This is a genomic window from Streptomyces sp. NPDC048337 (assembly GCF_043201175.1).
Lineage (GTDB): Bacteria > Actinomycetota > Actinomycetes > Streptomycetales > Streptomycetaceae > Streptomyces.
Map to the genome: position 1 here is coordinate 48,484 of NZ_JBICYR010000012.1, position 22,807 is coordinate 71,290.

The window sequence follows — 22,807 nt, forward strand, 5'->3', positions numbered from 1 at the left end:
TGAGTCGTTCCTCTCGTCTGGCTTCCGTCGGGCGGCGGCCGGCGGCTTCCGATGACCTCAAATTACGGACGGGGACGGGGCTGCCGCAGTGAGCGATCGGCATCCCCGGCACCTGACGAAAGTCAGGTGCCGGCACGCGTGTCGAGGTCTGCCAGGGACCGGGCGAGGGTCCGGCCGATGAGAGCCGCGGTAACGGAATCACTCAGCATCCCTTCGTGGTCGGAGAAGACGTCGAAGCTGTGTACAGCCCCGCTCAGATAAGGCTTCCAACCGGGGCTATGCGGATTCTCTACGTCCAGTTCAGCGGCCTGTTCCGCCGTGGAACCGCCCCCTCCGGTCGCCCTGAAGAAGAGCAGATCGCCGTCGAAGCGGGCGGGGGCGGCGTACGTGTGCATGAGCCGCAGGCTCGTCAGGTGCGCCCGGGTCATCCGCAGCAGCTCGGCGTCGCCGAAGTCGGCGAGGGAGGGGTTCTGCGCGCGGATGTGCTCCAGGTAGCGGGGAACGTGCGCGTCGAGCGGCCCGTCCGCCGCGGGATCGTACGCGAAGCCGACCGCCTGCAGCTGCGCCGCGACCAGCTCCGGTTCGGTCGGCGCCGGGACACCTGGGGTGCTGGGCAGGGTGTCGAGGATCGCGAGCAGCTCGACCTCCTCGCCGCGCTCCTGGAGCAGGGTGGCCATGGCGTGCGCGACCTGGCCCCCGAAGGACCAGCCGAGCAGCCGGTACGGGCCTCGGGGGCGCACTTCCCGGATGCGGTCCACGTACGCGGCGGCCAGCTCGGCCACCGTGGCCGGGCCCGCGGTGTCCGGGGCTTCGTCGGCGAGGCCGGGGGCCTGGAGGCCGTAGACCGGCTGGCGCGGGTCCAGGTGCGGGAGCAGCGCCGCGTAGCACCAGCTCGCGCCGGCCGCCGGGTGGACGCAGAACAGCGGGGGCAGCGGGCCGGTGGCGCGCAGCGGCAGCAGCGGGCGCAGTGAGGCGGCCGGATCGTACGGCGTGGAGTCGGCGAGGCCCGCGGCGAGCGCGGCGACCGTGGGGGCCTCGAAGAGGCGGCGGACGGGCAGGTCGATGCCGAGGGCGCCGCGGATGCGGGTGGTGAGTCGGGTGGCGAGCAGGGAGTGTCCGCCGCGCTCGAAGAAGTTGTCCTCGATGGTGAGGTCGTCCGCCTGCAGGACCTCCGCGAACAGGCCCAGCAGGATCTCCTCGCGCGGGCCCCGGGGCGGCCGGGCCTCGGTGGCCGGTCCGGTCTCGGGGGCGGGCAGGGCGGCCCGGTCGAGCTTGCCGTTGGGGGTGAGCGGGAGGGATTCGAGGGTGACGAAGGCGGCCGGGACCATGTAGTCGGGGAGGGCGGAGGCCAGCCGCGCGCGCAGCGCCCCGTGGTCGATGGCGCCGCCGGTGGGCGGGACGACGTAGCCGACGAGGCGGCGGGCACCGGGGCTGTCCTCACGGAGCAGGACGGCGGCGCGGACGACCGTTTCGTGGGAGGTCAGGGCCGCTTCGATCTCGCCGAGCTCGATGCGGAAGCCGCGGAGCTTGACCTGGTGGTCTGCGCGGCCGAGGTATTCGAGCTCGCCGTCGCGGGTCCAGCGGGCGAGGTCGCCGGTGCGGTACATGCGGGCGCCGGGGCCGTCGTACGGGTTCGCGACGAACCGTTCGGCGGTCAGGACGGGGCGGTTGAGGTAGCCGCGGGCGAGTTGGACTCCGGAGAGGTACAGCTCGCCGGAGGCGCCGGCCGGGACGGGGCGCAGGTGCCGGTCCAGGACGTAGGCACGGCAGTTGTCGATCGGACGGCCGATCGGGGCCACGCGCGGCCACTCCTCCTGCTCGGCGGGGAGCGTGTAGGCGGTGACGACGTGCGTCTCGGCCGGGCCGTAGTGGTTGTGCAGGACGGAGGCAGGGCCCGCGGCCGCATAGTGCGCTCGGACCGGCTCACGCAGGGTCAGGGCCTCCCCCGCCTGGGCCACATGCGCCAGGTCAGGGAGGGGGAGGGCGAGGTCGCGGGCGGCTTCGAAGACCGCGTCGACGACCAGGTTCGGGGCGTACAGCTCCGCGACACGGTGTTCCGCGAGCCAGGCGGCCAGCGCGGCCGGGTCGCGGCGGACCTCCTCCGGGCACACCACCAGCGTCCGGCCCGAGACGACCGCGGAGAGGATCTCCTGCACCGATACGTCGAAGCTGACGGCGGTGAACTGGGCGGTGACCGTGCCGGGACCGCCCGGAACGGCTCCCTCGTGCCAGGCCAGAAGGTTCCGGACCGCACCGGCCGGCATCACGATGCCCTTCGGGCGACCCGTGGACCCTGAGGTGTAGATGACGTATGCGGGAGCCTCGGCCGGGACGGCCAGGTTCAGGTCCCCGTCCTCGTATCCCGACGTGTCGGGGAGGGTGTCCAGGACCACTGCCGGAGCTGCGTCCTCGACCATGTACGCGATCCGGTCCGCCGGATACTCCGGGTCCAGAGGCAGATACGCCGCGCCCGCCTTCAGCGTCGCGAGCATCGCCACGACGAGGTCCGCCGAACGCGGCAGGCGAACGCCCACCACCGACTCCGCACGCACACCCCGATCGGCCAGCCAGCGCGCCAGCCGGTTCGCCGACGCGTTCAACTCCCCGTACGAGAGACCGCCGTCACCGGCCAGCACGGCGGGCGTGTGCGGGGCAGCAGCCACCCGCGCCTCGAACATGGCGGGGAGAGTGAGCGGGGCGTGCGGCGTCTCGGTGGCGTTCCAGGCGGTCAGGAGCTGCTCGCGCTCGGCGCCGGAGAGGATCTCCACCCGGTGCACGGGTGCGGACGGCTCCTCCGTCACCGCTTCCAGCACCCGGACGAAGCGTTCGGTGAGCGTCCGGGCGGTGTCGGGGTCGAAGAGGTCGACGGCGTATTCGAGGGTGCCGTGGAGGCCGGTGCCCGGCGCGCCCTCGGAGAGGGAGAGCAGAAGGTCGAACTTGGCGGAGCCGCCGGCCACGGCCCGCTCGGACAGGGTGAGCCCGCCGAGCCGCCCGACGGCTTCGACGGCCCGGTCCCGGTCGGTGTTGTCCCACATCAGCATGGTCTGGAAGAGGGGGTGGCGGGCCATGGACCGGGCCGGGTTGAGGACTTCCACGAGGCGCTCGAAGGGCACGTCCTGGTTCCCGTACGCCGCCAGGTCCGCCTCCCGTACGCGGACCAGCAGCTCGGCGAAGGTCGGATCCCCGGACAGATCCGTCCGCAGGACCAGGGTGTTCACGAAGAACCCGACCAGGTCCTCCAGCGCGTCGTCCGTACGCCCCGCGACCGGCGTACCGATCGCGACGTCCTCACCCGCACCCAACTGGTACAGCAGGGTCGCCAGGGCCGCCTGCGCGACCATGAAGGGGCTCGCGCCATGCGCACGGGCCACCTCCTCCAGGCGGGCGTGCACCGCCGCCGGGACCTCGAAGGACACCGAACCACCCCGGTACGAAGCCACGGCCGGACGCGGCCGGTCCACCGGCAAAACCAACTCCTCCGGAAGCCCGGCCAGCCGCTCCTTCCAGAACGCCAACTGCGCCGCGACCACACTCTCGGCGTCGTCCTCCGAACCCAGCAGCTCCCGCTGCCACAGCGAGTAGTCCGCGTACTGCACCGGCAGCGGAGCCCAACCCGGCTCGGCGCCCGAGACCCGGGCCGCGTACGCGGTGGCCAGGTCGCGGGCGACGAGCGGCAGGGACCAGCCGTCGCCCGCGATGTGGTGCAGGACGAGGACGACGACGTGCTCTTCCGGCGCCAGCTCGAACAGGCGCAGGTGGACGGGGAGTTCGTGGGACAGGTCGAAGGCGTACCCGGCCGCCTCCGCGATCCCCGCCTCCAGTTCGCGCTCGTCGGTGACGGCGGAGACGGCCAGGCCGGGGTGGGCCTCGTCGGCGGGCAGCACGATCTGGTGCACGCCCTGGTCGTCCTCGGCGAAGACGGTACGCAGGGACTCGTGCCGGACGACGAGGTCGTGCAGGGCGGCGGCGAGCGCCTCCTGCTCCAGCGGGCCGGTCAGGCGGAGGGCGGTGGTGAGGTTGTAGACGGGGCTCGATCCGTCGAACTGGTTGAGGAACCAGAGCCGCTGCTGGGCGTGGGAGAGCGGGATCCGCTCGGGGCGGGGCCCCGCGGTGACGGCCGCGCGGGCGGAGTCGGCGGTGGCGAGGTACGGGGCGAGGCCCGCGACGGTCGGCGTCTCGAACAGCCGGCGGACCGACACCTCGGCCCCGAAGACGGACCGGATGCGGGCGGCGAGCTTCGTGGCGAGCAGCGAGTGTCCGCCGCGCGCGAAGAAGTCGTCGTCGATGGAGACGGGCGCCGAGGTGGCGAGGACCTCAGCGAAGAGGCCGCAGAGGATCTCCTCCTGCGGGGAGCGCGGGGCGCGGCCGAGGCCTCCGGGCTCGTCGTCGGGGACGGGGAGGGCGCGGCGGTCGAGCTTGCCGTTGGGGGTGAGCGGGAGGGCTTCGAGGGTGACGAAGGCCGCGGGCAGCATGTAGTCGGGGAGTACGGCCGCCAGGTGCTTGCGCAGCAGTACGCCGTCCAGCGCCTCACCGGGCTGCGCGGGGACGAGGTAGACGACGAGGCGCTGGTCGCCGGGGGCGTCCTCGCGGACGAGCGCGGCGGCGCGGGCGACGGCCTCGTGGGAGGCCAGGGCCGCCTCGACCTCGCCCAGTTCGATGCGGAAGCCGCGCAGCTTGACCTGCTGGTCGACCCGGGAGACGTAGACGAGCTCGCCGTCCTTGGTCCAGCGGACCAGGTCGCCGGTGCGGTACATGCGGGAGCCGGGGTCCCCGTACGGGTTCGCGACGAAGCGTTCGGCGGAGAGACCGGGCCGGTTGAGGTAGCCGCGTGCGAGGCCGGTGCCCGCGATGTACAGCTCGCCCGCGACCCCGGCCGGGACCGGCTGCAGGGCGGCGTCCAGGACGTAGACCTGGGTGTTGGCGATCGGCCGGCCGATGGTGACCTCGGACGAGGTGATCTCGGTGGCCGTGGACCAGATGGTGGTCTCCGTCGGCCCGTACAGGTTCGTGACGGCGGCCGCGTGGTCGGCGAGAGTGGCCGCCAGATCGGACGGCAGCGCCTCACCGCCCGCCAGGACGCGGACCGCGCCCAGCACGGACGGGTCCACGTAACGCCACAGGCTCGGGGTGGCCTGCATGACCGTGATCCCGCGGCTCTCGATGAGGGTGTGGAGGGCTTCGGGGTCGCGGACCTCGTCCCGGTCGGCCAGGACGACGGTCGCGCCGTTGAGCAGCGGGAGGTAGAGCTCCAGCCCTGCGATGTCGAAGGCTACGGTGGTGACGGCCAGCAGGCGGTCCTCGGCGCCCAGCGCGAAGCGGTCCTGCATCGAGGTCAGGAAGTTCAGCAGCGCGCCACGCGGAACGACCACGCCCTTCGGGCGGCCCGTCGAACCCGACGTGTAGATCACGTACGCCGGAGCATCCGCCGAAACGACCAGGTCCAGGGCCTCGGCCGAGTAGCCGGAGACGTCCGGCAGCTCCTCCAGCACAACCGCCGGAGCCGCGTCCTCCAACATGTACGCGATACGGTCCGCCGGGTACTCGGGGTCGATCGGCACGTACGCCGCACCCGACTTCAACACCGCCAGCAGAGCCACGACCAGATCGGCCGAACGCGGCAGCTTCACCGCGACCAGGCCCTCCGGCCCCGCACCCTGATCGCGCAGCCAGCGCGCCAGACGGTTCGACGCCGCGTCCAACTCCCCGTACGCGTACGAGACCTCGCCCGACCGGACCGCCAGGGCCTGCGGCACAGCCGCCGCCCGCGCCTCGAAGAGGGAGACCACGTCGCCGGACGGCAGGGCACGCGCGGTCGCGTTCCACCCGTGCAGCACCTGCTCCCGCTCCCCCGCGGCCAGCACGTCCACCCGGCCCACCGGCACGTCCGGACCGGTGACCAGCGCTTCCAGGAGGCGTACGAACCGCGCCACGAGCGACTCGGCCGACGCGTGATCGAAGAGGTCCGTCGCGTATTCGAGTACGCCGTTCAGCTCGGCGTCGATCGCGAAGCGGAGGTCGAAGGTGGCCGCGCCGGTGCCCACCGGCTCGCCCGCGACCGTGAGGCCGGGCAGCAGCCCGCCGGCGCCGTTCATCGTGTCCTGCTGGTCGACGCTGTTGAAGGCCAGCATGGTCTGGAAGAGCGGGTGCCGGGACATCGAGCGGGCCGGGTTCAGGGCCTCCACCAGCCGCTCGAAGGGCACGTCCTGGTGCGCGTACGCCGCCAGGTCCGCCTGCCGGACCCGGCCGACGAGCTCGGCGAACGTCGGGTCGCCGGAGACGTCGGTCCGCAGGACGAGCGTGTTCACGAAGAAGCCGACCAGGTCGTTCAGGGCGTCGTCCGTACGGCCGGCGACGGGCGTGCCGATCGGGATGTCGTCGCCCGCGCCGAGGCGGTGCAGCAGCACGGAGAGGGCCGCCTGGACGACCATGAAGACACTCGCCTGCTGCCTGCCCGCGAACTCGGCGGTCAGCGCGTGGAGTTCGGCTGGCATCGCGATCGGCACCTCGCCGCCGCGGTGGCCGGCCACCGCCGGGCGGGGCCGGTCGGTGGGCAGGTCGAGTTCGTCCGGGAGCCCGGCGAGGGCCTCGCGCCAGTAGGAGACCTGGCGGGCGGCCAGGCTGTCCGGGTCGTCCTCGGAGCCGAGGAGCCGCGCCTGCCAGAGCGTGTAGTCCGCGTACTGGACGGGGAGCGGGGCCCAGCCGGGCTCCTCCCCGGCCGTGCGGGCCGCGTACGCGGTGGCCAGGTCGCGGATCAGGACGGGCGTGGACCAGCCGCCGTCGCCCGCGATGTGGTGGACGACGACGAGGAGCACGTGCTCCTCGGGTGCGAGGGTGAACAGCCGGGTGTGGACGGGGGGTTCGGCGGAGAGGTCGAAGGTGTGGGCGGCGCCGAGCGCCAGCGCCTCGGCGAGTCCGTCCTCGTCGACCGCGACCACGCGCGGGGCGGCGCGGGCCGCCTCGGGGTCGAGGACCACCTGGTACGCGCCGTCCGCGTCCTCCGCGAAGACGGTACGCAGGGACTCGTGCCGGACGACGATGTCGTGCAGGGCGGCGGTGAGGGCCGGGCGGTCGAGCGGCCCGGACAGGCGCAGGGCGACGGGCACGTTGTAGGCGGGGCTGGGGCCGTCGAACTGGTTGAGGAACCACAGGCGCTGCTGGGCGAAGGACAGCGGGATGCGCTCCGGGCGCACGGCGGCAGCGGTGAGCTCGGGGCGGGCGGTCCCGGTTCCCGAGAGGGCGGCGGTGAGGCCGGCCACGGTCGGGGCGTCGAAGAGGGCGCTCATCGGCAGGTCGACGTCGAGGGCGGCCCGGACGCGGCTCATGAGCCGGATCGCGAGGAGGGAGTGCCCGCCGTTCTCGAAGAAGTCGTCGTCGATGGAGAGCGGGGCCGGCGCGCCCAGGACCTCGGCGAAGATGCCACAGAGGATCTCCTCCTGCGGGGTGCGCGGGGCGCGGCCGGGGGCGGCGGGCTCGTAGTCGGGGGCGGGCAGCGCACGCCGGTCGAGTTTGCCGTTGGGGGTGAGCGGGAGCGCGTCGAGGGCGACGAAGGCGGAGGGGACCATGTACTCGGGCAGCACCTCGGCCAGCCGGGCGCGCAGGGCGGCGGTCCGCTCGGGGGTGGCCTTGCCGCCGGGGACGACGAGGTAGGCGACGAGGCGCTTGTCACCGGGGGTGTCCTCGCGCACGAGGACGGCGGCGCGGGCGATGGCCTCGTGGGCGGTGAGGGCGGCTTCGATCTCGCCGAGCTCGATGCGGTAGCCGCGGAGCTTGACCTGCTGGTCGACGCGGGAGAGGTAGTCGAGGCGGCCGTCGGCCGTCCAGCGGACCAGGTCGCCCGTGCGGTACATCCGCGAGCCGGACGGGCCGTACGGGTTCGCCACGAACCGCTCGGCGGACAGGCCCGGCCGCTTGAGGTAGCCGCGCGCCAGGCCGGTGCCCGCGATGTACAGCTCGCCGGGGACTCCGGCCGGGACCGGCTGCAGGGCCGCGTCGAGCACGTACACCTGCGTGTTGGCGATGGGACCGCCGATCGACACGGTCTGACCGCCGAGCACCTGCTCCGCCGTGGACCAGATGGTGGTCTCCGTCGGGCCGTACAGGTTCGTCACGGAGGCCGCGTGGTCGGCGAGGGTGGCCGCCAGATCGGACGGCAGCGCCTCGCCGCCCACGAGGACGCGCACTCCGGTCAGGGCCTGCGGGTCCACGAACCGCCAAAGGCTCGGGGTGGCCTGCATGACCGTGACGGACCGCGTCTCGATCAGGGACCGCAGGGCCTCGGGGTCCCGGGCCTGCTCGTGGTCGGCGAGGACGACGGAGGCGCCGTTCAGCAGCGGCAGGTACAGCTCCAGGCCTGCGATGTCGAAGGCCACGGTGGTGACGGCCAGCAGGCAGTCCTCGGGGGTGAGGGCGAAACGATCCTGCATGGCGGTCAGGAAGTTCAGGAGCGCACCGCGCGGCACGACCACGCCCTTCGGGCGGCCCGTCGAGCCGGAGGTGTAGATCACGTAGGCCGGAGCGTCCGCCGAAACGACCAGGTCCAAGGCCTCCGCAGAGTACGCGGACGTGTCGGGCAGCTCGTCCAGCACCACCGCCGTGGCCGCGTCCTCCAACATGTACGCGATACGGTCCGCCGGGTACTCCGGGTCGATCGGCACGTACGCCGCACCCGACTTCAGCACCGCCAGCAACGCGACCACCAGGTCCGCCGAACGCGGCAGCGTCACGGCAACCAGCCGCTCCGGACCCGCACCCTGCTCACGCAGCCACCGCGCGAGACGGTTGGAGGCCTGGTCCAACTCCCCGTACGAGTACGAGACCTCACCCGACACGACGGCCACCGCATCCGGCGCACCGGCCGCCCGGGACGCGAACAGCCCGACCACATCGGCGGCGGGCAGCTCGCGGGCGGTCGCGTTCCACGCGTCGAGGAGCTGCCCCCGCTCCCCCGCCCCCAGCACGGCCACCCGCCCGACCGGCAGGTCCGGGTCGGCGGCGAGCCGGGTGAGGACGTGCACCAGGCGGTCGGCGAGGGCCTGGGCGGTGGAGCGGTCGTAGAGGTCGGTGGCGTAGGTCAGCGCGCCCACGAGACCGGCGTGCCGGTCCCCGGCCGCCTCGGAGATGCTGAAGGCCAGGTCGAAGCGGGCGGACGCGCTCGCGACGGGGTGGCCCTCGACCGTCAGGCCGGGAAGCTCGGCGAGCGCGGCGCGGGCGGCGCTGCGGTCGTTGTTGTCCCAGGTGAACGAGGTCTGGAAGAGCGGGTGCCGCCCCTTGGAGCGGGGCGGGTTGAGGACCTCGACCAGGCGCTCGAAGGGCACGTCCTGGTTCTCGTACGCGGCCAGGGAGGCCTCGCGGGTACGCCGGACGAGTTCGGTGAAGGCCGGGTCCCCGGACAGGTCGGTCCGCAGCACCAGGGTGTTGACGAAGTAGCCGATCAGCTCTTCGAGCGCGTCGTCCGTACGGCCCGCGATGGGCGTGCCGATGGGGATATCCTCGCCGGCGCCGAGCCGGTGCAGCAGCACCGCCAGGGCCGCCTGCACCACCATGAACAGCGAGGCGTGCTGCTCGCGCGCCACGGCGGCGAGCCGCGCGTGCGCGTCCGCCGGGACCCTGAAGGTGACGGTGTCGCCGCGGTGGGAGGCGGTGGCGGGGCGCGGCCGGTCGGTGGGGAGGGCGAGCTCCTCCGGGAGGCCGGCCAGCGCCGTACGCCAGTGGTCGAGCTGCTGCGAGACGACGCTGTCGGGGTCGTCCTCGGAGCCGAGCACCTCGCGCTGCCACAGGGTGAAGTCCGTGTACTGGACGGGCAGCGGCTCCCAGTCGGGCTCCTGACCGCCGGCGGCGCGGGCGGCGTACGCGGTGACCAGGTCGCGGACGAGCAGCGGCTGCGACCAGCCGTCGCCCGCGATGTGGTGCAGGAGCAGGAGCAGCACGTACTGCTCCTGCCCCTGCTCGAACAGCCAGACCCGCAGGGGGAGGTCGGCGGCCAGGTCGAAGGGCGTACGGACCGCCTCCGCGAGCGCCGCCTCCAGCGCGGCCGGGTCCCCCGGGGCTCCGGCCGGGACGACCGTGAGCTCCGGGGTGGCGGACCCGGCCGCCAGTACCACCTGGTGGGCGCCGTCCGGACCGTCGGCGATCAGGGTGCGCAGGCTGTCGTGCCGGGCCACCAGGTCGCCGAGCGCCGCCCGGAGCGCCGGGAGGTCCGGCGTTCCGGTCAGGCGCAGCGCGGTCGGGATGTTGTAGAGGGAGTTGGCGCCCTCCAGCTGTTGCAGGAACCAGAGGCGGCGTTGCGCGAACGACAGCGGAATCACGAGTTCTCCTTCGGCCTGAGCATCGGGCGCAGCGCCGGCCGGGAGACGGACTTGGTGGCCCTGTTCCGCGATTCCAGCTCCGCCACCGCTTCGCCGAGCGTGGCCACGGTCGGCGCTTCGAAGAAGACGCGGACCGGGACCTCGACACCGAGCGCGGACCGCAGCCGGCTGAGCAGCTTGGTGGCGAGCAGCGAGTGCCCGCCGAGGTCGAAGAAGTCGTCGTCGATGGTGACGGCGTCGGTCTTCAGCACCTCGGCGAACAGCCCGCACAGCAGCTCTTCGCGTTCCGTGCGCGGCGCCCGGCCGGAGGAGGCCGTGCGGTGGTCGGGGGCGGGGAGGGCGGATCGGTCGAGCTTGCCGTTCGGGGTCAGCGGCAGGGTGTCGAGCTGGACGACGGACGAGGGCACCATGTATCCCGGCAGCGAGGCACTGACGTGCCTGCGCAGCTCATTCACTTCTAGTGAGCCGCCCTCTACGGGAACTACATAGCCGACCAGGCGCTTGTCGCCGGGGGTGTCCTCGCGGACGAGCGCGGCGGCGCGGGCGACGGCCTCGTGGGAGGCCAGGGCCGCTTCGACCTCGCCGAGCTCGATGCGGAAGCCGCGGAGCTTGACCTGCTGGTCCACCCGGGACAGGTAGTCCAGCTCTCCGTCGGCGGTCCAGCGGACCAGGTCGCCCGTGCGGTACATGCGGGAGCCGGACGGGCCGTAGGGGTTCGCCACGAAGCGTTCGGCGGAGAGGCCGGGCCGGTTGAGGTAGCCGCGGGCGAGGCCGGTGCCCGCGATGTAGAGCTCTCCCGCGACCCCGGCCGGAACGGGCCGGAGGGACGCGTCGAGCACGTAGACCTGGGTGTTGGCGATCGGCCGGCCGATGGTGACCTCGGCGGACGTCACCTCGGTGGCCGTGGACCAGATGGTCGTCTCCGTCGGCCCGTACAGGTTCGTCACGGACGCCGCGTGGTCGGCCAGCTGCGCCGCCAGATCGGACGGCAGCGCCTCACCACCCGCCAGGACGCGTACGCCGCGCAGGGCGGCCGGGTCCTCGGCAAGCAGGGCGTGCCAGAGGCTCGGGGTCGCCTGGACCACCGTGGCCTGCGCCAGCCGGCGGACGAGGACGGCCGGGTCCTGGACGGCCTCGCGGTCGGCGAGGACGACGGAGGCACCGTTGAGGAGGGGGAGGTAGATCTCCAGGCCCGCGATGTCGAAGGCCACGGTGGTGACGGCCAGCAGGCGGTCCTCGGCGCCCAGCTCGAAGCGGTCCTGCATGCCCGTGAGGAAGTTCAGCAGCGCGCCGCGCGGCACGACCACGCCCTTCGGGCGGCCCGTCGAACCCGACGTGTAGATCACGTACGCCGGAGCATCCGCCGGAACGACCAGCTCCAATGCCTCGGCCGAGTAGCCGGAGACGTCCGGCAGCTCGTCCAGGACCACCGCCGGGGCCGCGTCCTCCAGCATGTACGCGATACGGTCCGCCGGATACTCCGGGTCGATCGGCACGTACGCCGCACCCGACTTCAACACGGCCACCAACGCGACCACCAGATCGGCCGAACGCGGCAGCTTCACCGCGACCAGGCCCTCCGGACCCGCACCCTGCTCGCGCAGCCACCGCGCCAGACGGTTCGACGCCGCGTCCAACTCCCCGTACGAGTACGAGACCCCGCCCGACACCACGGCCACCGCATCCGGCGCACCGGCGGCCCGCGCCTCGAAGAGGGAGACCACGTCGCCCGACGGCAGGGCACGCGCGGTCGCGTTCCACCCGTAGAGCACCTGCTCCCGCTCCCCCGCCCCCAGCACGTCGATGTCGCGCACGCGCAGCTCGGGGTCGGCGGCGACGGCCGCCAGGAGCCGCTCGAAGCGGGCCACCAGCGTCCGCGCCGACGCCGGGTCGAAGAGGTCCGTCGCGAAGTCGAGCGCGCCGCGCAGACCGGCGGGCGCGCCCTGCTCGTCGAAGGACTCGGCGAGGTTCAGCGAGAGGTCCGTCTTGGCGACGCCGGCCGCGACCGGCAGCGGGGCCACGGTGAGTTCGGCGAGGGCTCCGACGGCGTCCGCGCCGAGGCTCTGGTCGTTGTTGTTCCAGAGCAGCATCGTCTGGAAGAGCGGGTGCCGGGAGAGCGAGCGGTTCGGGTTGAGGGCCTCGACCAGCTGCTCGAAGGGCACGTCCTGGTGGGCGTACGCCGCCAGGTCCGCCTCGCGGACCCGGCCGACGAGCTCGGCGAAGGTCGGGTCGCCGGAGACGTCGGTCCGCAGCACGAGCGTGTTGACGAAGAAGCCGACCAGGTCCTCCAGCGCGTCGTCCGTACGGCCCGCGATGGGCGTGCCCACCGGGATGTCGTCGCCTGCGCCGAGCCGGTGCAGCAGGGCTGCGAAGGCCGCCTGGACGACCATGAAGAGGCTGGCCTGCCGGTCCCGTGCCACGCCCGCGAGCGCCGCGTGGAGCGCGGCCGGGATCTCCACCGGGACGAGGTCGCCCCGGTACGTGGCGACCGCGGGACGCGGCCGGTCGGTGGGGAGGGCGATCTCCTCGGGGAGCCCGGCCAGTACGTCCTTCCAGTGCGCGAGCTGCCGCCCGAGCGCGCTCCCGTCCTCCTCGGCGGAACCGAGGGCGGCCCGCTGCCACAGGGTGTAGTCGGCGTACTGGACGGGCAGCGGCGCCCAGTCCGGTGCTCCGCCGGCGCTCCGCGCCGCGTAGGCGCGGGTCAGGTCGCGGGCGAGGAGCGGGGTGGACCAGCCGTCGCCCGCGATGTGGTGCAGCAGGATCAGCAGTACGTGGTCCTGCTCGCCGACCTCGAACAGCGACAGCTTGAGCGGGACTTCGCGGGTGAGGTCGAAGCCGTGGCGGGCGGCCTGCGCCAGCCGGTCCGCCAGTTCCGCCTCGGTGGTGGTGGCGAAGTCCGGTGCGGGGCGCGCGGCTTCCGGTTCCAGGACCACCTGGTAGGCGCCGTCCGCGTCCTCCGCGAAGACGGTGCGCAGGGACTCGTGGCGGGCGAGTACGTCGTGCAGGGCGGCGGCAAGGGCCTCGCGGTCCACGGGCCCGGTGAGGCGCAGGGCGGTGGACAGGTTGTAGGTGGCGCTGGGGCCCTCCAGCCGGTGCAGGAACCACAGGCGCTGCTGCGCGAAGGACAGCGGGATCCGCTCGGGCCGCGTCTCGGCCCGTACGACGGCTCCGCGGGCCCGGTCGGCGGTGGAGAGGGATCCGGCGAGGGACGCCACGGTGGGCGTCTCGAAGAGCCGGCGTACGGACAGCTCCACGCCGAGGACGGTACGGATCCGGCTGGTGAGCTTGGTGACCAGCAGGGAGTGGCCGCCGCGCTCGAAGAAGTTGTCGTCGACGGTCACGGCGGGCAGCCGCAGGACTTCGGCGAACAGCCCGCAGAGGATCTCCTCCTGCGGCGATCGGGGGGCCCGGCCGGTGCCGGCTGCCGCCGAACCGTCGGGGGCGGGCAGGGCGGCCCGGTCGAGCTTGCCGTTGGGGGTGAGCGGGAGGGCTTCGAGGGTGACGAAGGCGGCCGGGACCATGTAGTCGGGAAGCACGGAGGCGAGGTGCTTGCGCAGCAGACCGGTCTCGACGCTCTCGCCGGTGGGCGGGACGACGTAGGCGACGAGGCGGCGGGCACCGGGGCTGTCCTCGCGGAGGAGAACGGCGGCACGGGCCACGGCCGCGTGCGAGGTGAGCGCGGCCTCGATCTCGCCGAGCTCGATGCGGAAGCCGCGGAGCTTGACCTGGTGGTCTGCGCGGCCGAGGTATTCGAGCTCGCCGTCGCGGGTCCAGCGGGCGAGGTCGCCGGTGCGGTACATGCGGGCGCCGGGGCCGTCGTACGGGTTCGCGACGAACCGTTCGGCGGTCAGGACGGGGCGGTTGAGGTAGCCGCGGGCGAGTTGGACTCCGGAGAGGTACAGCTCGCCGGAGGCGCCGGCCGGGACGGGGCGCAGGTGCCGGTCCAGTACGTAGGCACGGCAGTTGTCGATCGGACGGCCGATCGGGGCCACGCGCGGCCACTCCTCCTGCTCGGCGGGGAGCGTGTAGGCGGTGACGACGTGCGTCTCGGCCGGGCCGTAGTGGTTGTGCAGGACGGAGGCAGGGCCCGCGGCCGCATAGTGCGCTCGGACCGGCTCACGCAGGGTCAGGGCCTCCCCCGCCTGGGCCACATGCGCCAGGTCAGGGAGGGGGAGGGCGAGGTCGCGGGCGGCCTCGAAGACCGCGTCGACGACCAGGTTCGGGGCGTACAGCTCCGCGACACGGTGTTCCGCGAGCCAGGCGGCCAGCGCGGCCGGGTCGCGGCGGACCTCCTCCGGGCACACCACCAGCGTCCGGCCCGAGACGACCGCGGAGAGGATCTCCTGCACCGATACGTCGAAGCTGACAGCCGTGAACTGGGCGGTGACCGTGCCGGGACCACCCGGAACGGCTCCCTCGTGCCAGGCCAGAAGGTTCCGGACCGCACCGGCCGGCATCACGATGCCCTTCGGACGACCCGTGGACCCTGAGGTGTAGATGACGTATGCGGGAGCCTCGGCCGGGACGGCCAGGTTCAGGTCCCCGTCCTCGTATCCCGACGTGTCGGGGAGGGTGTCCAGGACCACTGCCGGAGCTGCGTCCTCGACCATGTACGCGATCCGGTCCGCCGGATACTCCGGGTCCAGAGGCAGATACGCCGCGCCCGCCTTCAGCGTCGCGAGCATCGCGACCACGAGGTCCGCCGAACGCGGCAGGCGAACACCCACCACCGACTCCGCACGCACACCCCGATCGGCCAGCCAGCGCGCCAGCCGGTTCGCCGACGCGTTCAACTCCCCGTACGAGAGACCGCCGTCACCGGCCAGCACGGCGGGCGTGTGCGGGGCAGCAGCCACCCGCGCCTCGAACATCGCCGGGAGAGTCAGCGGGGCGTGGCCCGTCTCCGTCGCGTTCCAAGCGGTCAGGAGCTGCTCGCGCTCATCGTCGGCGAGGATCTCCACCCGGTGGAGCGGAGCGGCCGGATCCGCGGTCGCCGCTTCCAGCACCCGGACGAGTCGGGCCGCGAGGGCCTCGGCCGTCTCGGGGTCGAAGAGGTCCGCGCTGTACTCCAGGGTGCCCTGGAGCCCGGCCGGGGCGCCCTTGTCGCCGCGCAGGTCCGTGACGGCGAACAGGAGGTCGAAGGTCGCGACGCCCGTGTCCAGCTCGTGGCCGGCCAGCCGCAGTCCGGGCAGTTGGACACCGCTGCTCAGGGACTCCTGCTGGGAGGCGTTGTTCCAGGTCAGCATGGTCTGGAAGAGCGGGTTCCGGGACATCGAGCGGGTCGGGTTGAGGACCTCCACCAGGCGCTCGAAGGGCACGTCCTGATTGCCGTACGCCGCCAGGTCCGTCTTCCGCACCCGGCCGACCAGCTCGGCGAACGTGGGGTCGCCGGACAGGTCGGTGCGCAGCACGAGGGTGTTGACGAAGAAGCCGACGAGGTCTTCCAGGGCGTCGTCCGTACGGCCCGCGATGGGCGTGCCGATCGGGATGTCCTCGCCCGCGCCCAGCCGGCCGAGCAGCAGCGCGAGCGCGGCCTGGACCACCATGAAGGAGCTGGCCTGCTGGTCGCGGGCCACGTCCTCCAGGCGGGCGTGCGTCTCGGCGGAGATCCGGAAGGGGATCCGGCCGCCCTGCCTGGTGCCGACCGCCGGGCGCGGCCGGTCGACGGGGAGGGCGAGCTCCTCGGGCAGTCCGGCGAGGGCTTCGGTCCAGTACGCGAGCTGGCGGGCGGCCAGGCTGTCGGGGTCCTCCTCGGAGCCGAGGAGCTCGGCCTGCCACAGGGTGAAGTCGGCGTACTGGACGGGCAGCGGGGTCCAGGCGGGGGCCTCGCCCGCGGTACGGGCCGCGTAGGCGACGGTGAGGTCGCGTACGAGGACCGGCATGGACCAGCCGCCGTCGGCGGCGATGTGGTGGACCACGATCAGCAGGGCGTGTTCGCCGGGCGCCAGCTCGAACAGCCGGGTCCGCAGCGGGATCTCGGCGGCGAGGTCGAAGCCCTCGGCGACCGCGTCGCCGATCGCCCGGTCGAGGGCGACCTCGGTGACGGGGACGATCCGCGGCTCGGGGTGGACGTCGGCCGGGTCGAGGACGACCTGGTGGGCGCCGTCGGCGTCCTCGGCGAAGACGGTGCGCAGGGACTCGTGCCGGGCGATGACGTCGCGCAGGGCGGCGGCGAGGGCCGGGCGGTCGAGGGCGCCGGACAGGCGCAGGGCGGCCGGGACGTTGTAGGCGGGGTTGGGGCCCTCGAACTGGTTGAGGAACCAGAGCCGCTGCTGGGCGGTGGACAGCGGGATGCGTTCCGGGCGTGCGTACGGGGCGAGTTCGGGGCGTACGGCGCCGCCGCCGGCGAGGGCGGCGGACAGGCCGGCCACGGTCGGGGCGTCGAAGAGCTGGGCGATGGGGAGTTCCACGCCGAGGACGGAGCGGATCCTGCCCGCCAGGCGCATGGCGGCGAGGGAGTGGCCGCCGTTGACGAAGAAGTCGTCGTCGATGGAGATCCGGGGCAGGCCGAGCACCTCGCCGAAGAGGCCGCAGAGGATCTCCTCCTGCGGGGTGCGCGGGCGGCGGCCCTGGGCGTCCGGGCCGAAGTCCGGGGCGGGGAGGGCGCGGCGGTCGAGCTTGCCGTTGGGGGTGAGCGGGAGGGCGTCGAGGGTCAGGACGGCCGACGGCACCATGTACTCGGGCAGCACCTCGGCGAGGCGCTTGCGCAGCAGTGCCTGGGAGGGCAGGGACACGCCGGTCCTGGGCACGAGGTAGGCGGTGAGGCGCTGGTCGCCGGGGGTGTCCTCGCGGACGAGGACGGCGGCCTGTTCGACGGCCTCGTGGGAGGTGAGGGCGGCCTCGATCTCGCCGAGCTCGATGCGGTGGCCGCGGAGCTTGACCTGCTGGTCGACGCGGGACAGGTAGTCCAGCTCGCCGTTCTTGGTCCAGCGGACGAGGTCGCCGGTGCGGTACATGCGGGAGCCGGACGGGCCGTAGGGGTTCGCGACGAAGCGTTCGGCGGACAGGCCCGGGCGCTTGAGGTAGCCGCGGGCCAGACCGGTCCCCGCGATGTACAGCTCGCCCGCGACCCCGGCCGGGACCGGCTGCAGGGCGGCGTCCAGGACGTAGACCTGGGTGTTGGCGATCGGCCGGCCGATGGTGACCTCGGACGAGGTGACCTCGTAGGCCGTGGACCAGATGGTGGTCTCCGTCGGGCCGTACAGGTTCGTGACGGCGGCCGCGTGGTCGGCCAGCTGCGCCGCCAGATCGGACGGCAGCGCCTCACCACCCGCCAGGACGCGCACCTGACCCAGCACGGAGGGGTCCACGTAGCGCCACAGGCTCGGGGTGGCCTGCATGACCGTGATCCCGCGGCTCTCGATGAGGGTGCGCAGGGCCGCCGGCTCGCGGACCTCGTCGCGGTCGGCGAGGACGACGGTGGCGCCGTTGAGCAGCGGGAGGTAGAGCTCCAGGCCTGCGATGTCGAAGGCCACGGTGGTCACCGCCAGCAGGCGGTCCCCGGCACCCAGCTCGAAGCGGTCCTGCATCGAGGTCAGGAAGTTCAGCAGCGCGCCGCGCGGGACGACCACGCCCTTCGGGCGGCCGGTGGAGCCCGAGGTGTAGATGACGTACGCCGGAGCGTCCGCCGGGACGGTCAGGCCCAGGGCCGTCGGCGCATAAGCAGAGGTGTCGGGCAGGGAGTCCAGGACCACCGCCGGAGCCGCGTCCTCCAGCATGTACGCGATACGGTCCGCCGGATACTCCGGGTCGATCGGCACGTACGCCGCACCCGACTTCAACACCGCCAGCAGAGCCACGACCAGATCGGCCGAACGCGGCAGCTTCACCGCGACCAGGCCCTCCGGACCCGCACCCTGCTCGCGCAGCCAGCGCGCGAGCCGGTTGGAGGCCTGGTCCAGCTCGGCGTACGTGTACGTGATCCCGCCCGACACCACGGCCACCGCGTCCGGCGCACCGGCGGCCCGCGCCTCGAAGAGGGAGACCACGTCGCCGGACGGCAGGGCACGCGCGGTCGCGTTCCACCCGTGCAGCACCTGCTCCCGCTCCCCCGCGGCCAGTACGTCCACCCGGCCCACCGGCTGCCCGGGTTCGGTGATGACCGTGTCCAGGAGACGTACGAACCGCGCCACCAGGGACTCGACCGTGGCGTGGTCGAACAGGTCCGTCGCGTACTCGAGTACGCCGCCCAGCCCGGCCGGGGTGCCCTCCTCGTCGAAGGACTCGGCGAGGTTGAGCGCCAGGTCGAACTTGGCGACCCCCGAGTCGACCGGGAGCCCGGTGACCGTGAGGTCGGAGAGCCGGGTCACGGCGCTGCGGGCGCCCTGCTGGTCGTTGTTGTTGAAGGCCAGCATGGTCTGGAAGAGCGGGTGGCGGGCCATGGAGCGGGCCGGGTTGAGGATCTCCACCAGCCGCTCGAAGGGCACGTCCTGGTGGGCGTACGCCGCCAGGTCCGCCTCGCGGACCCGGCCGACGAGCTCGGCGAAGGTCGGGTCGCCGGAGACGTCGGTGCGCAGGACGAGGGTGTTCACGAAGAAGCCGACCAGGTCCTCGACGGCGTCGTCGGTGCGGCCGGCGATGGGCGTGCCGATCGGGATGTCGTCCCCGGCGCCGAGGCGGCGCAGCAGCAGGGCCAGGGCGGCCTGGACGACCATGAAGACGCTGGCCTGCTGTGCGCGGGCGAACTCGGCGAGGGCCGCGTGGAGGCGGGCCGGGACCTGGACCGGGACCTGTGCGCCCCGGTAGGTGGCGGTCGCCGGGCGGGGCCGGTCGACGGGCAGGGCCAGCTCCTCGGGGAGGCCCGCGAGGGTTTTGGTCCAGTGGGCCAGCTGGGTGGCGGCGAGGCTCTCGGGGTCGTCCTCGGAGCCGAGGAGCCCGGCCTGCCACAGGGTGAAGTCGGCGTACTGGACGGGCAGCGGGGCCCACTGCGGGGTCTCGCCGGCGGTGCGGGCGGCGTAGGCGACGGTGAGGTCGCGGGCGAGCAGCGGGGTGGACCAGCCGTCGCCCGCGATGTGGTGCAGCAGGATCAGCAGGGCGTGGTCCTGCTCGCCGGTCTCGAACAGCCAGAGCCTGATCGGGACTTCGCGCCTCAGGTCGAAGCCGTGGCGGGCGGCCTCGGCCAGCCGGCCGGGGAGCTCCGCCTCGGTGGTGGTGGCGACGACGAGTTCGGGGCGGGCGTCCTCCGGGCTGAGGACCACCTGGTAGGCGCCGACCGTGTCCTCCGCGAAGACGGTGCGCAGCGCCTCGTGCCGGGCGACGACGTCGTGCAGGGCGGCGCGCAGCGCCTCGGGGTCGACGGGGCCGGTCAGGCGCAGGGCCGCGGCCAGGTTGTAGGTGGCGCTGGGGCCTTCCAGCTGGTGCAGGAACCACAGGCGGCGCTGGGCGAAGGACAGCGGGATCCGCTCGGGGCGGTCGGCGGCGGCGACGGGCAGCACGGGGGCGCGGGTGACGCCGCGGGAGCCGAGGGCGCGGGCGAGGGCCGAGACGGTGGGCGACTCGAACAGGGTCCGGATGGGGAGTTCCAGGCCGAGGGAGGAGCGGACCCGGCTGACCAGGCGGATGGCGAGCAGGGAGTGGCCGCCGAGTTCGAAGAAGCTGTCGTCGATGGAGACGGACGGCACGCGCAGGATCTCGGCGAACAGGTCGCAGAGGATCTCCTCGCGCGGGTCGCGGGGGCCGCGCCGGGTGCGGGCGAGGGTGCCGGGGCCGGCGGCGGGGGCGGGCAGGGCCTTGCGGTCCAGCTTGCCGTTGGGGGTCAGCGGCAGGGCGTCGAGGACGACGACGGCCGAGGGGACCATGTACTCGGGGAGCCGGCCGGCGGCCTCCTCCAGGAGGGTCTTCGGGTCGAGGGCCGGGGCGCCGGGGCGCTGGACGGCGTACGCGACGAGCCGCTGGTCTCCGGGCTCGTCCTCGCGGACGATCACGGCGGACTGGCCGACGGAGACGGAGGCGGCGATCACGGACTGGATCTCGCCCAGCTCGATGCGGAAGCCGCGCAGTTTGACCTGGTCGTCGGCGCGGCCGACGAACTCGATGAGGCCGTCCTCGGTCCAGCGGACCACGTCTCCGGTGCGGTACATGCGGGAGCCGGCCGGGCCGTACGGGTCGGCGAGGAACCGTTCGGCGGTCAGGCCGGGGCGGCGCAGGTAGCCGCGGGCGAGGACCACGCCTGCGATGTACAGCTCGCCGGCCACGCCGGGGGCGACGGGGCGCAGGGCGGCGTCGAGGACGAGGGCCCGGGTGTTCCAGAAGGGGCGGCCGACGGGGACGGGGCCGGCGGGGACGGGCGTGCCGGGGGCGATGACGTGGTCGAGGCAGTTGACGGTGGCCTCGGTGGGGCCGTACGCGTTGATGACGGTGGCCTCGGGGTGGGCGGCGCGCCAGCCGCGCAGGGTTTCGCCGAGGAGGGCCTCGCCGCCCAGGATGAGGGTGCCGGAGGGGGAGACCTCGTCGGGGAGGTTCTCCAGCAGGGCCAGGTGGCTGGGGGTGCCCTTGAGGAAGGTGGGGCGGGGGCCGGTGGTGGCGGCCTGCTCGTCGAGGTCGGCGAGGCGGACGCAGCCGCCGACGGTGAGCGGGGTGTAGAGCGCGGTGACGGTGAGGTCGAAGGCGACGGAGGAGTGCACGAGGGAGACCCCGGAGGCGTCCGGGTAGACCTCGCCCGCGCGGACCAGGTAGGCGCCGACGGAGCCGTGCTCGACGACGACGCCCTTGGGGCGGCCGGTGGAGCCGGAGGTGTAGATGACGTAGGCGCTCTGGTGGGGGTGGAGCGCCACGTCCAGGGGCTCCGCCGAGTAGCCGGTGAGGTCGGGCAGTTCGTCCAGGACCACCGCCGGAGCCGCGTCCTCCAGCATGTACGCGATACGGTCCGCCGGGTACTCCGGGTCGACGGGGACGTAGGCGGCGCCGGACTTGAGGGTGCCGAGGAGGGCGACGGCGAGGTCGGCGGAGCGGTCCATGCGGATGGCGACGAGTGCGTCGGGGCCGGCGCCGTGCTCGCGCAGGTGGCGGGCGAGCCGGTTGGCGCGGGCGTCGAGTTCGCCGTAGGTGAGGCGGTCGGCGCCGGCGATCAGGGCGGGCGCGTCGGGGGTGCGGGCGGCCTGGGCGGCGAACAGCTCGGGCAGGCTGCGGTACGGGACCTCGCGGGCGGTGTCGTTCCAGGCGTGCAGCACCTGGTGGCGTTCGGCCGGGGCGAGCAGGTCGATGCGGCCGAGGGGGAGTTCGGGGTGGTCGGCGACGGCCTCGAGGACGCGCAGGAACAGGCCGGTGATGGCCAGGGCGGCGGGGCCGTCGAAGAGGTCGGGCTGGTGGAACAGCTTGAAGTGCAGGGCGTCCTGCGGCATGCCGACGAGGCTGAGCGCGAAGTGGTTGGCGGAGTGGCTCTGGGCGCCGACGATCCGCAGGTCGTCCGGGTCGCCGTCGGCGGTGGGCTCGGGGGCGGCCTCGAAGGGGAAGTTCTCGAAGACGACGGAGGTGTCGAAGAGTTCGCCGAGGCCGGCGATCTGCTGCACCTCGGCGAGGCCCAGGTACTGGTGGGGCAGGAGCGCGGACTGCTGCTCCTGGATGCGGGTGACCAGCGCCCCGAGGGACTCCTCGGGGCGCAGCCGGGCGCGCAGCGGGAGGGTGTTGATGAAGAGGCCGACCATCTGCTCGACGCCGGGGAGTTCGGCGGGGCGGCCGTTGACGGTGACGCCGAAGACGACGTCGTCGCGGCCGGTGACGCGACCGAGTACGACGGCCCAGGCGGCCTGGACGAGGGTGTTGAGGGTGACGCCGTGGGCGCGGGCCTGGGCGGTGAGGGCCGCGGTCCGCTCCTCGCTGATCGCGAACTCGTGCCGGCCCGGTTCCACGGGGACCCGGCCGCTGTCGGCGGGCGGCGCGAGGCGGGTGGCCTCCTCCAGGCCGGCGAGGGAGTCGGCCCAGGCGGCGCGGGCGGCGTCGCGGTCCTGGGTGCCGAGCCAGGTGAGGTAGTCGCGGTAGGGGCGGACGGGCGGCAGGGCGCGGGCGTCGCCGCCCAGCGCGTAGAGGGCCTGGAACTCCTTGAGGAGCATGGGCAGCGACCAGCCGTCGAGCAGGGTGTGGTGGATGGTCATCACCAGGCGGTGGCGGCGGTCGGCCAGGCGTATGAGGGTGAAGCGGATCAGCGGGGGCTTGGCGGTGTCGAAGCGGCGGGCGCGGTCGTCGGCGACGATCCGCGCGGCGGCCCCGTCCCGCTCGTCCTCGGGGAGGGTGCGCAGGTCCTCGTCGTGCCAGGGGAGGGGGACCTCCCCCAGGACGAGCTGGGCCCAGTCGCCGTTCTTGCGCTGGCGGAAGGCGACCCGCAGGTTGGGGTGGCGCCGGAGCAGGGCCCCCGCGGCGGCGCGGGCCGCCGCGTGGTCCAGGTTCCCGTCCAGGTGGAAGACCAGCTGGACGGTGTAGATGTCGGGTGCCGACTGGTCGTACACGCTGTGGAAGAGGAGCCCCTCCTGCAGCGGCGACAACGGCAGAATGTCCTCGATCACGCGCGA

The 22,807-nt window shown here is 73.7% G+C and carries 2 protein-coding genes; both read right to left on the minus strand.

Annotated features, from left to right (window positions below):
- Nucleotides 1-122: 122 nt before the first annotated feature.
- Nucleotides 123-10,304 (minus strand): amino acid adenylation domain-containing protein, encoded by a 10,182-nt coding sequence (locus ACGFYU_RS20600; RefSeq protein WP_393828724.1) that lies wholly within the window; start codon nucleotides 10,302-10,304, stop codon nucleotides 123-125.
- A complete protein-coding gene (locus ACGFYU_RS20605) occupies nucleotides 10,301-22,801 on the minus strand; it encodes an amino acid adenylation domain-containing protein (RefSeq protein ID WP_393828725.1) in 12,501 nt (4,166 codons plus the stop codon). The genes ACGFYU_RS20600 and ACGFYU_RS20605 overlap by 4 nt, the downstream gene beginning before the upstream one ends.
- Between the last annotated feature and the right edge of the window lie 6 nt (nucleotides 22,802-22,807).